The sequence below is a fragment of the Thermanaerovibrio acidaminovorans DSM 6589 genome (assembly GCF_000024905.1).
Lineage (GTDB): Bacteria > Synergistota > Synergistia > Synergistales > Synergistaceae > Thermanaerovibrio > Thermanaerovibrio acidaminovorans.
Genome location: NC_013522.1, coordinates 1,223,454 through 1,238,762 on the forward strand (window position 1 = coordinate 1,223,454; position 15,309 = coordinate 1,238,762).

General features: G+C 63.1%; 11 protein-coding genes and 1 tRNA gene. All 12 read right to left on the minus strand.

Annotated features, from left to right (window positions below):
• Positions 1-297, minus strand: coding sequence for a 50S ribosomal protein L23 (rplW, locus tag TACI_RS06095; RefSeq protein WP_012869926.1), 297 nt, complete (start codon positions 295-297; stop codon positions 1-3).
• Positions 294-920: a 50S ribosomal protein L4 gene (gene rplD, locus TACI_RS06100; RefSeq protein WP_012869927.1), complete on the minus strand. Its 627-nt coding sequence runs from the start codon at positions 918-920 to the stop codon at positions 294-296. The genes rplW and rplD overlap by 4 nt, the downstream gene beginning before the upstream one ends.
• 12 nt (positions 921-932) lie before the next feature.
• Positions 933-1,562 carry a 50S ribosomal protein L3 gene (gene rplC, locus TACI_RS06105; protein ID WP_012869928.1) on the minus strand — a complete coding sequence of 210 codons (630 nt, stop codon included), beginning with the start codon at positions 1,560-1,562 and terminating at the stop codon, positions 933-935.
• Between the two features lie 38 nt (positions 1,563-1,600).
• Entirely contained in the window at positions 1,601-1,906 is a 306-nt protein-coding gene (gene rpsJ, locus TACI_RS06110) for a 30S ribosomal protein S10 (protein ID WP_012869929.1), read from the minus strand.
• 18 nt (positions 1,907-1,924) lie between these two features.
• Entirely contained in the window at positions 1,925-3,118 is a 1,194-nt protein-coding gene (gene tuf, locus TACI_RS06115; protein WP_012869930.1) for an elongation factor Tu, read from the minus strand.
• Between the two features lie 32 nt (positions 3,119-3,150).
• A complete protein-coding gene (gene fusA / locus TACI_RS06120) occupies positions 3,151-5,217 on the minus strand; it encodes an elongation factor G (protein WP_012869931.1) in 2,067 nt (688 codons plus the stop codon).
• Positions 5,218-5,251: 34 nt separating this feature from the next.
• Complete coding sequence (gene rpsG / locus TACI_RS06125) at positions 5,252-5,722, minus strand: 30S ribosomal protein S7 (protein ID WP_012869932.1); 471 nt, start codon at positions 5,720-5,722, stop codon at positions 5,252-5,254.
• Positions 5,723-5,752: 30 nt separating this feature from the next.
• Positions 5,753-6,124, minus strand: a complete 372-nt coding sequence (rpsL, locus tag TACI_RS06130; RefSeq protein WP_012869933.1) for a 30S ribosomal protein S12 — start codon at positions 6,122-6,124, stop codon at positions 5,753-5,755.
• A gap of 45 nt (positions 6,125-6,169) precedes the next feature.
• Positions 6,170-6,418: a ribosomal L7Ae/L30e/S12e/Gadd45 family protein gene (locus TACI_RS06135; RefSeq protein ID WP_012869934.1), complete on the minus strand. Its 249-nt coding sequence runs from the start codon at positions 6,416-6,418 to the stop codon at positions 6,170-6,172.
• A 105-nt stretch (positions 6,419-6,523) separates the two neighbouring features.
• Positions 6,524-11,479 (minus strand): DNA-directed RNA polymerase subunit beta', encoded by a 4,956-nt coding sequence (gene rpoC, locus TACI_RS06140; protein ID WP_012869935.1) that lies wholly within the window; start codon positions 11,477-11,479, stop codon positions 6,524-6,526.
• Positions 11,480-15,085, minus strand: coding sequence for a DNA-directed RNA polymerase subunit beta (gene rpoB, locus TACI_RS06145; protein WP_012869936.1), 3,606 nt, complete (start codon positions 15,083-15,085; stop codon positions 11,480-11,482).
• A 112-nt stretch (positions 15,086-15,197) separates the two neighbouring features.
• Positions 15,198-15,284 (minus strand) — tRNA-Leu (locus TACI_RS06150).
• Between the last annotated feature and the right edge of the window lie 25 nt (positions 15,285-15,309).

Here is a 15,309-nt window from a genome sequence, read left to right on the forward strand (position 1 = left end):
CTAGGCTCCAGCGCCCTCGAAGAACTCTATCCGCTCCCCTGGAGCCAGGGTAACGATGGCCTTCTTCCACGAGCGCGAGCGTCCTAAGAAAGCACCGAGCCGCTTGGGCTTCGACTTCACGTTGATGGTGTTGACCCGCAGGACCTTAACCTTGAAGATCTCCTCCACCGCCTTGCGGATCTGTATCTTGTTGGCATCCCGGTGCACCTCAAAGGTGTACTGGTTGTTCTCCATGAGCCTGCTGCTCTTCTCGGTTATAACCGGACGGAGGATCACATCGTGGGCCACCAGGTTCATCGGCCAAACACCTCCTCGATCTTCCTGACCGCCTCGGCGGTCACTATCATCCGGTCGTGGTTCAGTATGTCGTAGACGTTGAGGCTGTCCACGTGAAGAACCATGGCGCCGGGGATGTTGCTCGCCGACTTCCTAACGTTGTGATCCGGCTCGTGGATCACCAGAAGCGGCTTCTTCCCACCCTGAACCCGCTCAAGGAAGGATATCATGGCCTTGGTCTTGGGAGCCTCCAGCTCGAACCTCTCCAGGACCAGCATGTTGTCCTCCTTGGCCTTGAGGGTGAGAGCGCTCCTCAGGGCCAGACGGCGAACCTTCTTGTTCACCTTCTGATGATAGTCCCTGGGGTGGGGCCCATGAGCCACACCACCACCCACCCAGAGGGGAGACCTTATGCTACCCTGACGGGCCCGGCCGGTATGCTTCTGCCTCCAGGGCTTCCTGCCACCGCCGCTCACCTCACCACGGTCCTTGGTATCGTGGGTGCCCACCCTGCAGTTGGCCAGATGAGCCACCACAACCTGATGCATCGCCGGGACGTGAACCGGAGCGCCGAAAACCGCCTCGCTCAGCTCAACCTCCCCTATCACTTCTCCATTAAAGTTGACCTGCTTCACCCGAGGCATGATCCTTCCTCCTTAATCTGCAGCCTTACGGATGAGGACGAGCCCGTCCTTGGCCCCAGGTATAGCTCCGCGAAGGAGGATGAGGTTGTTCTCCACGTCCACCGCGAACACCTTGAGGTTCTTGACGGTGACCCTCTCCCCTCCCATGCGGCCAGGCATGGTCTTCCCCTTGAAGATGTGCCCCGGATAGCTGTTGGCCCCGCTGGAGCCGGGCTGCCGGTGGAACTTGGAAGAACCATGGCTGGCGGGACCGCCACCAAAGCCAAACCGCTTCATGACGCCAGCGTAACCCTTACCCTTGCTGACGCCCACCACGTCGACCGTCTCCCCCTCGGAGAAAAGGTCAACCTTCACGTACTGACCCTTCTCGTACCCGTGACCCTCGTCGACCCGGAACTCCCGAAGCCAACGCTTGGGCTCCACGCCGTTCTTGGCAAAGTAGCCCTTCATGGGCCTGTTCACCGATCCGGGCTTCACGGAACCGAAGCCCAGCTGGACGGCGCTGTAACCGTTCTTCTCCGGGGTCCTCACCTCAACCACCTGGCACGGACCCGCCTCCACAACGGTTACGGGGACCGCCCTGCCCTCGGCGTCGAACACCTGGGTCATTCCGACCTTACGGCCCAAGATCCCCATGCTCATTTCAGACTTCCACTCCTTTCCCCCAAGCGCTCACCATACTACAACTTGATCTGTATGTCGACCCCGGAGGGAAGGTTCAACTGCATAAGGGCCTCCATGGTCTTCTGATTGGGATCCAAGATGTCGATGAGCCGCTTGTGCACCCGCTGCTCAAACTGCTCCCTGGCGTCCTTGTCCTTGTGGGGAGACTTCAGGATCGTAAACTTCCTTATCTGGGTGGGAAGAGGAATGGGGCCCGAAACCCGAGCTCCAGTCCTCTCCGCCGTCTCCGCTATCTGGACCGCCGAAGCATCCAAGACCCGATGATCAAAGGCCTTCAGCTTTATCCTGATGTTCTTGGCCACGACGACTCCCCCTACGGCCTACTTGTCCAAAATCTCGGTGACCACCCCGGCGCCCACGGTGCGGCCGCCCTCACGGACCGCAAACCGAAGACCCGGCTCCAGAGCCACCGGCACTATCAGCTTCACCTCAAACTGGCTGTTGTCCCCAGGCATGACCATCTCCACGCCCTCCGGAAGCTTGATCTCCCCAGTAACATCCGTGGTCCGGAAGTAGAACTGAGGCTTGTAACCGGAGAAGAACGGCGTGTGACGACCACCCTCCTCCTTCTTCAAAACGTAAACCTCCGCCTTGAAGTGCTTGTGCGGCTTGATGCTGCCAGGCTTCGCCAAAACCTGGCCCCGCTCAACCTCGTCCTTGCCTACACCCCGCAGAAGGACCCCCACGTTGTCTCCCGCCACCGCGTCGTCCAATATCTTACGGAACATCTCAAGGCTGGTGGCCACCGTCTTCTGGGTGTCCCTCATCCCCACTATCTCAACCTCGTCTCCCGCCTTGATGACACCGCGCTCCACACGACCGGTCACAACCGTGCCACGACCGGTTATGGTAAACACGTCCTCGATGGGCATCAAGAACGGCTTGTCGGTCTCCCGAACAGGGGTGGGAATGTACTCGTCACAGGCCTTCATGAGCTCCCAGATCTTGTCGGTCCACTCGTCCTCGCCATCCGCCTCAAGAGCCTTCAGCGCGGAACCGCGAATGATGGGAACCTCGTCGCCAGGGAAGCTGTACTTGCTCAGCAGGTCCCGGATCTCCATCTCCACCAGATCCAGAAGCTCCGGATCGTCCACCATGTCGCACTTGTTCATGAACACCACCAGCGCGGGCACGTTCACCTGACGGGCCAAAAGCACGTGCTCACGGGTCTGGGGCATGGGACCGTCCGCAGCGGACACCACCAGGATCGCACCGTCCATCTGAGCCGCACCGGTGATCATGTTCTTGATGTAGTCCGCGTGCCCCGGGCAGTCAATGTGCGCGTAGTGACGGTTGTCCGTCTGGTACTCCACGTGGGCTATGTTGATGGTTATCCCACGCTCACGCTCCTCCGGCGCCTTGTCTATCTGATCAAAGGGCGTGAAGTCCGCGTATCCCTTCTTCGACAGCGTCTTGGTGATCGCCGCCGTCAACGTGGTCTTGCCGTGGTCTATGTGACCTATGGTACCTATGTTCAGGTGCGGCTTAGACCTGGTAAACTTCTCCTTCGCCATCTTACCCATACCTCCCTGGCAAATCTAAACTGTTACCCCTTGAGGATCTTCTCCGCCACCTCGCGAGGTACCTCCTCGTAGTGGCTGAAGACCATGGTGTAGGAGGCCCTTCCGGAGGTCTTGCTCCTCAGGTCCGTGGCGTAGCCGAACATCTCCGCCAGGGGCACGAAGGCCTTGACCACCCGGGCGTTGCCCCTCTCTCCCATGCCCTCCACCTTGCCGCGGCGGGACGAAAGGTCACCGATCACGTCCCCCATGTACTCCTCCGGAGTCACCACCTCAACGCTGAAGATGGGTTCCATGAGGACCGGGTCCGCGTTCTTCATGGCCTCCTTGAAGGCCATGGACCCTGCTATTTTAAACGCCATCTCCGAGGAGTCAACCTCGTGATAGCTCCCGTCCACGATGGAGACCCGGACTCCGATCACCGGGTAGCCACCCAGGATGCCGTTGTTCATGGCCTCCTCCACGCCCTTCTGGGCCGCGGGGATGTACTCCTTGGGCACCACGCCACCCACGATCTTGTCCACGAACTCGTAGCCCTTGTGTCCCTCCAGGGGCTCGATCTCCAGCACCACGTCTCCGTACTGGCCCCGACCGCCGGATTGACGGACGAAGCGCCCCTGGGCCCGGGCGGGCTTCCGGATCGCCTCCCGGTAGGCCACCTGGGGACGACCCACCTTGACGTCCACGCCGAACTCCCTCTTGAGCCGATCCACGATTATCTCCAGGTGGAGTTCCCCCATGCCCTGGATGATGGTCTGGCCGGTCTCCTCGTCAACCCGCACCCGGAAGGTGGGGTCCTCCTCCGAGAGGGCCTCCAGCCCCTTGGCCAGCTTGATCTGGTCCGCCTTGCTGGCGGGCTCCACCGCCAGGGAGATGACCGGCTCGGGGAACTCCAGGGACTCCAGCACCACCGGCCGGTCCTCCACGCACAGGGTATCCCCGGTGCGAACCTGCTTGAGCCCCGGGATGGCCACGATCATGCCCGCGCTGGCGGAGTCCAGCTCCTCCCTCTTGTTGGCGTGCATCCGGAGGATCCGGCCCACCCGCTCACGACGGCGAGTGTTGGAGTTGTATATGCTGGACCCGCCGTCCAGCTTGCCCGAGTATATCCGGCAGAAGGCCAGGCGACCCACGTAGGGATCAACCATTATCTTGAACGCCAGGGCCACGAAGGGCTCCTCCTCGGAGGCCTTGACCAGAACCGGCTCGCCCGTATCGGGGTTGATCCCCTCGCAGGGAGGTATGTCCACCGGGCTGGGCAGGTAGTCCACCACCGCGTCGAGCAACAGCTGGACCCCCTTGTTCTTGAAGGCGGAACCGCACAGGACCGGCACTATGTTGAGGGCTATGGTGTTGGCCCTCAGGGCCTCCCGGATCCAGGACTCCTCGATGGGCTGCCCCTCCAGGTAGGCGTTCATTATCCTCTCGTCGAAGTCCGCCAGCTCCTCCAGCATGGCGTCCCGGGCCATCTTGGCCTCCTCCAGCAACTCCGCCGGCACCTCCACCTTGCGGTACTCGGTGCCGAGCTCGTCGTCGTAGATGGCGGCCTTGAACTCCACCAGGTCCACCACGCCCACGAAGCCGTCCTCAACCCCTATGGGCATCTGGATAGGCACCGGCCTGGCCCCCAGACGCTCCTTCATCTGGGAGACCACCGCGTGGAAGTCCGCCCCAACCCGGTCCATCTTGTTGACGAAGGCTATCCGGGGGACCCGGTACTTGTCCGCCTGGCGCCAAACCGTCTCCGACTGAGGCTCCACGCCGCCCACGGCGCAGAAGACCGCCACTGCCCCATCCAGGACCCGCATGGAGCGCTCCACCTCCACGGTGAAGTCCACGTGGCCGGGCGTATCAATAAGGTTGATGGTGCAATCCCGCCACTGACAGGTAGTGGCGGCGGAAGTGATGGTGATTCCGCGCTCCCGCTCCTGCTCCATCCAGTCCATGGTGGCGGCGCCCTCGTGAACCTCCCCTATCTTGTGCTTGCGCCCGGTGTAGAAGAGGATCCGCTCACTGGTGGTGGTCTTACCGGCGTCTATGTGGGCGGCTATACCTATGTTCCTTATCGACTGAAGGTTAGTTGCGGTCACCACAGAATCGTCCTTCCTATAAACAGACTACACACCACTACCACCTGTAGTGCGCAAAGGCCCGGTTGGCCTCCGCCATACGATGGGTGTCTTCCTTCTTCTTCACCGCGCCGCCCTCGCCCTTGCAGGCGTCGGACAGCTCCCGGGCGAGACGCTCCACCATGGGGATCCCCTTCCGGGACCGGGCATAACCTATGATCCAACGGATCGCCAGCGCCTGGGCCCGATCGGGCTCCACCTCAACGGGAACCTGATAGGTGGCACCACCAACCCGCCGAGGACGCACCTCCACCACGGGACGCACGTTGGCCATGGCCTTCTCGAACACGTCCACCGGCTCCATGCCGAGCCGCTGGGCCGCCAGGTCCAGGGCACCGTACATGATCCTCTCCGCGATGCTCTTCTTGCCGCCTATCATCAGGCAGTTTATGAACTTGCTTATCGCCTGGCTCTGAAACTTCGGGTCCGGCGACGTGACCCGCTTCTTAACATGTCCCTTGCGAGGCATATTCGCAACTCCTCCCTAGACTCAAGAACCCTACTTAGGACGGCGGGCACCGTACTTGGACCGACCCTGCCGCCTCTTCTCCACCCCGCCGCAGTCAAGGGTGCCGCGGACGATGTGGTAACGAACACCAGGAAGGTCCTTGACACGACCCCCGCGAACCAGGACCACCGAGTGCTCCTGCAGGTTGTGACCCTCACCGGGAATGTAGGCGGTCACCTCGATCCCATTGGTGAGACGAACACGGGCCACCTTCCGCAACGCGGAGTTCGGCTTCTTCGGGGTCACCGTGTAGACACGGGTGCAGACCCCCCTCCTCTGGGGGTTCTCCTGAAGGGCAGGGGCGCTGGAACGACGCCTCTTCTCCTCCCGGCCATTCCTTATCAGCTGACTTATAGTGGGCACACAATTACCTCCTTTCTAGGCTTTGAAACCTCCGTGCGGAGGCCCTTAACTTTTCCTGAGGCCCGCCGCCGCCGCCGGACGGGAGATGGCACAGGCCCTGCCCAATAGGACCGACTCCTCCACCCACTCCACGTCCACCCCGCGACGCAACGCCTCCTCCTCAACCGCCAAGACCAACTCCGCCTCGGCATCCCGGGAGAGAAAGACCTTCCTCAACTCTCCCCTCTCCAGCTTCCTCATCACGGAACGGATCCCAACCACCCGATCCTCCGAAGCAAGCTCGCTTAAGGGCATACGTATCCCTCCCGTGCGAAAGCACCAAGGAATCATAGCAACGGGCGGCCAACCCTGTCAAGGAAAGGCCGCCCGCAATTCCCTAAAAGCCTCGATCCGCCTACGTCAAGCGGACTCCCCGGACTCGAAGAGGTCGCTACCACCCTCCCCGGTCCTGGGCTCCACCACCTGGACCTTCCGGTACTTGTCTATCCCGGTCCCGGAGGGGATCAGGAGACCTATTATCACGTTCTCCTTGAGTCCAAGCAGGTTGTCCACCTCTCCCCGCACCGCCGCGGAGGCCAGAACCTGGGCGGTCTGCTGGAACGACGCGGCGGAAAGGAAGCTGTCGGTGGCCAGCGCCGCCTTGGTGATCCCGTGTAGCACCGGCTTCCAGGTGGGCAGCTCCCTAAGACGCCTCACGAAGGAGATCCGCTGGATCAGCCTCCGATGCTCACCCTGGGCCAGGATCGGACGGACCACCATCTCCCCGGGACACGCGGCCACTATCTGATCCATGACCTGGTGGCTCACCTCCCGGCCGCTTGGCACCACCACGTTCCCATCCACGTCCCTGACGGGCTCCAGCAGAACCTTGCCGTAGACCTTCTCGGTGAGGAGCGCCTTGAGGACCCTCTCCCGGGAGACCACGTTGTTCCCGTCCAGCTCTATGGCCTCTACCTCCCCGGACCGGATCCCCTCAGCTATCTCCATGCTGATCCGGTTGTCCAGCGGCTCCGTCACCGCCCCATCCCGGGTTATGACCCTAAGCACCCGCTGAGACAGGTAGTTGCCTATCAGGTACTCGTAGACGTCCTTGCAGAGGTCCAGCCGCTCCGGGTTCCTCCAGATCCGCACGGACTCCACCGGCAGGGACCGGAGCTCCTGGAAGACCTCCAGATCGAACAGCCGGTCCTTAAGGCTCAGAACCCGACCGTCCACCGTCACGTCCTCCGCCAGGTAGACCTCCCCCACCATGTCCTCCATGGCCTTGAGGTCCTTCACCAATAGCGGCTGGGGGCCCATGGCCACTATCCGGGAGGCGTCCGAGGCGGTTAGCCTGCTGCCGGCGGATATGACGCACCCGTCCGCCACCGGCAGGTCGCTCAGGAGCTCAAGCCCCTCCAGCTCCCGCTTGAAGGAGGCCTCCCCCACGATGACCCTAAGTAGCCCCTCCCGGTCCTGGCAGATCAGCTCCGAGGCACCAACCCCGGGAGACAGGAGCCGCCCCAGCTTATCCATGGTTAGCTCCTCGTCCCGGGTTATGCCGGTCCCATCCAGGGAACCCACCGCGTCCTTCACCACCGCGCCACAGAGGAACGAGGCCTCCTCCAGGAACCTGGCGTTCTGCTCCGATATCCGGCGGCTCTCCGCCTCCAGGTCCTCCTTCCAGACCAGCTCACCCGCCACGAAGGAGCTGTCCCCCTCCTCGATGACCCGGACCCGGTTCACCGGCGCCACCTTCCGGAGTATCACCTCTATGTGCTTGTCGTTTATGGAGACCCCCTGGGAACGGTACACGTCCTGGATTCCGTCCAGTATGTACCGCTGGACCGCCTCCAGCCCCTCCACCTCCAGCAGCTGCTGGGGATCTATGTAGCCCTCGGTCAGCACCTGACCCCGGTGGATAGGGGCCCCCTCCTCAACGCCGGGCAACAGGTTCTGAGAGGCGGGCAGGGTGTAGACCACCCGATCCTCGCCCCCGTCCTCCCGGGGGACCGCCACCACCAGCTTCTTCTTGCCCTCCCCCTCCCGGCGCTCCACCACCACGCCGTCGTGCTCGGCGATCAGCGCCGCCTTCTTGGGCTTCCGGACCTCGAAGAGCTGCTCTATCCGGGGCAGACCCTGGGTTATGTCCTCACCGGTGAACTGCCGGACCCCTCCGGTGTGGAAGGTCCGCATGGTCAGCTGGGTGCCGGGCTCACCTATGGACTGGGCGGCCACCACTCCAACCGCCTCGCCGATGGCCACCCGGTGACGGGTCGCCAGGTCCTTGCCGTAGCAGGTCCTGCATATGCCGTGCCTGAGAGCGCAGGTGAGAGGACTCCTCACCCACACGCTCTCCACCCCCGCCCGGTCCAGCGCCTTGGCGGTCTCCTGGTCTATCTCCTGACCCGCCCTGACGAGACAGGTGCCGTCCGACAAGATCACGTCCCTCAAGGCCACCCGACCCGCCACCCGCTCGGACAGGGGGATCACCACCTTGGACTCCTGCTTGAGGGGCCTCATCTCAACCCCCCGGTCGGTGCCGCAGTCCTCCTCGGTTATTATCAGGTCCTGTGCCACGTCCACCAGACGCCTGGTCAGATATCCGGACTTGGCGGTCCTCATGGCGGTGTCCGACAACCCCTTCCGGGCCCCGTGGGTGGATATGAAGTACTCCAACATGTTGAGCCCGTCCCGGAAGTTGGACACTATGGGGTAGTCGATTATCTTGCCCGACGGGTCCGCCATCAGGCCCCGGATACCCGCCATCTGGGCCACCTGGCTCTTGGATCCCCTGGCCCCGGAGTCCACCATTATCCTCAGCGGGTTGTCCACGTCCATGTTGTCCACGATCTTGTCCACTATGTTCTTGACCGCCTCGGACCACAGGGCGTCCTTCTGCCTCATGTACTCATCCTCGGTAAGGATGCCCATGTCGTACTGGGCGGACAGCTCCTCCTCGTGGACCATGGTCTCCCTGACTATGGACTCCTTCTGGGGGGGCACTATGACGTCCCCTATACCGAGGCTTATGCCGCTCTTGGTGGACCACTTGTACCCCAGCTGCTTGATCCCATCCAACATCTCCACCATGGCCGCCTGGCCCACCAGATCGTAGGCCCGGTCAAGCAGGGCGCCAAAGTCCTTCTTGCCCAGTTGACGGTTTATGAACCGGAGCTTCTCAGGCATGGCGCAGTTGAAGACCACCCGACCGGGGCTGGTCTCCAGCCACTTGTCCTCCCCAAGGCCCCACTCGGGACGGTTTCGGACGTACACCCGGGCGTTCACGTGCACCACCCCGTGGTCCAGGGCGGACAACACGTCCTCCTCGTCCCTGAAGTACATGCCGTCCCCCTTGAGATCCGGCTTCATCCCCGTAAGGTAGTAGACCCCAAGGATTATGTCCTGGGTGGGGGTCACTATGGGCTTCCCGCTGGAGGGGGAGAGCAGGTTGTTGGAGGAGAGCATCAGTATCCGGGCCTCCGCCTGGGCCTCCAGCGACAGGGGCACGTGAACCGCCATCTGGTCCCCGTCGAAGTCCGCGTTGAAGGCGGTGCAGACCAGGGGGTGTAGCCTTATGGCCTTGCCCTCGATCAACACCGGCTCAAAGGCCTGGATGCCCAGCCTGTGGAGGGTGGGGGCCCGGTTCAGCAACACCGGGTGGTCCTTTATTATCTCCTCCAGGATGGCCCAGACCTCGTCCTTGCCCCGCTCGATGAGGCGCCGGGCGTTCTTCACGTTGGCCGCAAGCCCCCGCTCCACCAGCTTGTGCACCACGAAGGGCTTGAACAGCTCCAGCGCCATCTGCTTGGGCAGACCGCACTGGTATATCTTAAGGTTCGGCCCTATGACTATGACCGAACGGCCCGAATAGTCCACCCGCTTGCCCAGCAGGTTCTGGCGGAACCGGCCCTTCTTGCCCCGCAGCAGGTCCGTTAGGCTCTTTAAGGGCCGACCGCCCGCACCGGGCACCGGCTTGCCCCGGCGGCCGTTGTCTATCAGGGCGTCCACCGACTCCTGGAGCATCCTCTTCTCGTTCCGGATTATGATCTCCGGCGCCCGGAGCTCCATCAGCTTCTTGAGCCGATTGTTCCGGTTGATCACCTTCCGGTACAGGTCGTTCAGGTCCGAGGTAGCGAACCGCCCCCCGTCCAACTGGACCATGGGCCTAAGATCCGGGGGGATCACCGGCAGGACCGACAGGATCATCCACTCCGGCCGGCTGTCGCTCTTCCGGAAGTCCTCCACCACCTGGAGACGCTTCACCAGCTTGCGCTTCTTCTGCCCCGAGGACTCGGCTATCTCCTCCCGGAGGCTGGTGGCCAGGTCGTCCAGGTCGATCCGCTTGAGCAGCTCCAGGACCCCCTCGGCCCCTATGCCCGCCATGAAGGACTTGTCGTACCGGGAGCACAGGTACTCCTCGCTCTCGGTTATGATGTCACCCCGCTCGAAGGGGGACTCCCCCTTCTCGATCACTATGTGGCACGGATCCTCCAGGGTGATCGTCTCCGGCTGGGCCTGGAACCGGCCGGGGAACTTCTGCATGTAGAGCTCGCACTCCCCCTTGGAGAGCACGTCGTTCCGGGAGAAGGGGAGCCGGACGGCGCTCACCACCACGTAGGCCTCCTGGCCGTTTATCTCCATGGGGGACGCGTCGTCCTCCGGGGAGACTTTGGACTGGGGAACCACCCGAGTCCCCTCCTCACCCCGGACCTGGTAGGCCCTCTCGGTATCGAAGATCCCGTCGCCGAACTCCGCCCGATAGCGGGCCAGCTGGTGAAGGGTTATCACGTCCCCCTCCGCCACGGGAATCTCGTCCACCCGGACAACCCGGAAGGCCTCCTCCGCCTTGAACTTGGAGTCGTAGAACCGGTGAATCCGCTCCTCCGAAGCGGAGATCACATCCCCCCGGCGCACCAGGTCGGTCCTGCGGCCCTCCACGACAACCTTGTAGGCCGCCTCCCGCCTCCTGTTGGGGGCGAAGTAGACCACCCGCTCCAGGTCCTTGGTGGAGGTGCCTATCAGCAGCGACAGCCTGCTGGGGATGCCCCTGAGGTACCATATGTGCACCACCGGCGCCGCCAGCTCTATGTGCCCCATCCGCTCCCGGCGGACCCGGTTGTCGGTCACCTCCACGCCGCAACGGTCGCAGACCACCCCCTTGAACTTGGGGCCGCTGCGCTTGTACTTGCCGCAGGCGCACTCGAAGCTACGGGTGGGACCAAAGATCCTCTCGCAGAAGAGACCGTCCTTCTCGGGCCTGAGGGTCCTGTAGTTTATTGTCTCGGGCTTCTTCACCTCGCCGCAGGATATGGCCCTTATCCTCTCCGGCGAGGACAGCTTGACCCGAACGCCTACTATCTCCTTGTGAGCCATTTAAGCGTCCCCCTCCTCATCGTCCGCAAAAAAGGGGTCATCGGAGGCATCCCGGACGGTGAACACGTCCCCAAGCCCCTCCCGGGCCTCCTCCTGGCTGATCTCCTCCCCGCTGACCCCGAAGGCGTCCTCGGGGCTCACGCCGGACTCGAAGAGATCCCTGCCCTCCCGGGGCCTGCTCCTGCCGGGCTCGTCTTCGTCGTCCCCCATGACGAGCTCCCCAACGGTCCCATCCTCGTACACTATCTCCACGTCGACCCCAAGCCCCTGGAGCTCCTTTATGAGCACCCGGAAGCTCTCTGGCACCCCGGGCTTCGCCAGGTTCTGCCCCTTGACAATCCGCTCGTAGGTCTTGAGCCTGCCCCGGATGTCGTCGGACTTGACCGTCAGGATCTCCTGGAGCATGTGGGCCGCCCCGTAACCCTCCAGGGCCCAAACCTCCATCTCACCGAACCGCTGACCGCCGAACTGGGTCTTGCCTCCCAGGGGCTGCTGGGTTATCAGGCTGTACGGACCGGTGGACCGGGCGTGGATCTTGTCGTCCACCAGGTGGATCAGCTTGAGCATGTACATGACCCCCACGGTGACCTTCTTGTCCATGGGCTCCCCGGTTCGGCCGTCGTAGAGGGTTATCTTGCAATCCCTCGTCAGCTCCGGGTACTTGTTCTCCCTTATCTTGTCCACCAGCTGGAATATCTCCTCCTGGTCCGCCCCCTCGAAGACCGGGGTGGCCACCTTCCAGCCGTTGTGCATGGCCACGAAGCCCATGACGGTCTCGAACACCTGCCCCAGGTTCATTCGGCTGGGCACCCCAAGGGGGTTCAGCACCACGTCAACCGGGGTGCCGTCCGACAGGAAGGGCATGTCCTCCTCGGGCAGGATCTTGGACACCACACCCTTGTTGCCGTGGCGGCCCGCCATCTTGTCCCCCTCGGTGATCTTCCTGAACTGGGCCACGTAGACCTTGACCACCTCGTTGACCCCAGGACTCAGGTCCTCGCTGTTGTGCTCCCGGCTGAGCCTCTTTATGGCCACCACCTTGCCACCCTCGCCGTGGGGCACCCGGAGGGAGGAGTCCCTCACCTCCCGGGCCTTCTCACCGAAGATGGCCCGAAGGAGCCTCTCCTCCGGCGACTGGTCCGACTCCCCCTTGGGGGTCACCTTGCCCACCAGGATGTCCCCCGCCCGGACCTCGGCGCCTATGCGGACTATGCCGTTCTCGTCCAGGTTCTTCAGGGCATCGTCCCCCACGTTGGGGATGTCCCGGGTTATCTCCTCGGGCCCCAGCTTGGTGTCCCGGGCCTCCACCTCGTATTCCTCTATGTGGATCGAGGTGTAGTAGTCCTCCTTCACCACCCGCTGGCTGAGCAGGATGGCGTCCTCGAAGTTGTAGCCCTCCCAGGAGACGAAGGCCACCAGCACGTTCCGACCCAGGGCCAGCTCGCCCCCCTGGCAGGCCTGCCCGTCGGCTATCACGTCCCCGGCCTTCACCGGGTCCCCCTTCCTCACCAGGGGTCTCTGGTGGATCACCGTCCCCTGGTTGGACCGGCGGAACTTGACCAGCCGGTACTGATTCAGGGTGCCGTCCTCGGCCCTTATGACCACCCGGTCCGCGTCCACGAACTCCACGGTGCCGGACCGACGGGCCAGGATGCAGGACCCGGAGTCCCGGGCTATCTTGGCCTCTATGCCGGTCCCCACCAGGGGGGCCTCGGCCCTCACCAGGGGCACCGCCTGACGCTGCATGTTGGACCCCATCAGGGCCCGGTTGGCGTCGTCGTGCTCGAGGAACGGGATCAACCCGGTGGAGACGGACACTATCTGTTTGGGAGAGACGTCCAGGAAGTCCACCTGATCCTTGGGGACCATCCGGATGTCCCCCCGGTGACGCACGTGGACCTCGTCGATGAGGATGCTCCCATCCTCACCCACCGGGGTGCTGGCCATGCCCACGTTGTACTCGTCCTCGTCGTCCGCGGACAGGTAGACCACCTCACCGGTCACCCGGCCGTCCACCACCCGCCGCCGAGGGGTCACCAGGAAGCCGTACTCGTTTATCTTGGCGTAGGTGGCCAGGGAGGTGACCAGCCCTATGTTGGATCCCTCGGGGGTCTCGATGGGACAGATCCGCCCGTAGTGGGTGTAGTGCACGTCCCGGGCCTCGAACCCGGCCCTCTCCCGGGACAGACCGCCGGGACCCAAGGCGGACAGACGCCGCCTATGGGTCAGCTCCGCCAACGGGTTGGTCTGATCCATGAACTGGGACAGCTGGCCGGAGCCGAAGAACTCCCGCAGGGCGGCACTTATGGGACGCACGTTGATCAGGTCCTTGGCGGTGGCGGAGCTTAAGTCCGGGATGGTGGTCATCCTCTCCTTGGCTATCCGCTCCATCCTGAGGAGCCCTATCCTAACCTGGTTCTGCAGAAGCTCCCCTATGGCCCTCACCCGGCGGTTCCCCAGGTGATCGATGTCGTCCTCCCGCTCAAGCCCGTCCCGGAGCTTGAGCAACCCGTTGACGATGGCCACCACGTCCTCCACGGTGAGCAACCGCTGCTCATCGTCCACCTGGAGCCCCAGGCGCCGGTTCAGCTTGTAGCGGCCCACCCGCCCCAGGTTGTACCGGCGGCTGTCGAAGAAGAGGCTGTGCATGTGCTCCCGGGCGTTCTCCATCCGGGGGGGCTCGTTGGGCTTCAGACGACGAAAGATCTCCAGCATGGCCTCATCGGTGGAGCTGGTGGGGTCCTTCTCCAGGGTCTCCGCCACCGAGTGATCCACCCGCCACACCGCCACCCGGGTGCGACCCTGCTTCCAGAGCTCGTCCAGGTGCTCCTTGGTTATCCGGTCGTTCTTGTGGAAGATGACCCTCCCGTCGGACCCTACGATGGGCTCCGCCAGGAGCATGCCCCTCACGTCCTCCTCCACCACGTCAACCTCCTCCACCGTGGCGCCGAAGAGCCTGAGGAGCTCGTCGTCCGTGGGGACCCCAAGGGCCTTGAGGAACATGGTGACCGGGATCTTCTTCCGGTTGTCGATCTTAACCGACAGGAACTCGCTGGGGGTAAGGTCGAACTCCAACCAGGCCCCCCGGTCGGGGATCAGCTTGGCCGCGTAGGTCTCCTGGCCCGGGGAGGACAGGTCCGCGGAGAAGTAGACTCCGGCGGAGCGGGCCAGCTGGCTCACCACCACCCGCTCGGTGCCGTTGATGATGAAGGTGCCCCGGTCGGTCATCACCGGGAAGTCCCCCAGGTAGACCTCCTCCTCCTTGATCTCCCCGTTGCTCCGGTTCACCAGCCTTATGGTGGCCCTTATGGGCCTAGACCAGGTGAGATCCCTCTCCCGGGCCTCCTCGATGCTTATGGTCGGGGGATCCACGTAGTAACGGACGAACTCCAGGGCGAAGTTTCCGTCGTAGCTCTCGATGGGGAATACCTCTTTGAACAGCTCCTGAAGACCCTGAAGCCTCCTGAAGTTAGGGTCCTCGTCCGCCTGAAAGAACCACTCGTATGAGTGACGCTGGACCTCCACCAGGTCCGGCAGCTCGATCAGGTCCTTCTGCTTGCCCAGATACCGTCTTGGCGCCATGAGGGAAGGAACTTCTACAGCCATGGGAGCACGACCTCCCTACGCAGATTTTGGTGTTTCAAAAGTCGTACGGCGCGATATCATAGCAAAAAAGGCGCCCAAAGTCAACCGACTATGGGCGCCTCTAAGCTCAATATGGTGTCGAGGGGGGGAGTCGAACCCCCACGGGCGCTAACCCACTGGATCCTGAATCCAGCGCGTCTACCAATTCCGCCACCCCGACTCGTTGGATTTGGCCTAACTCACCG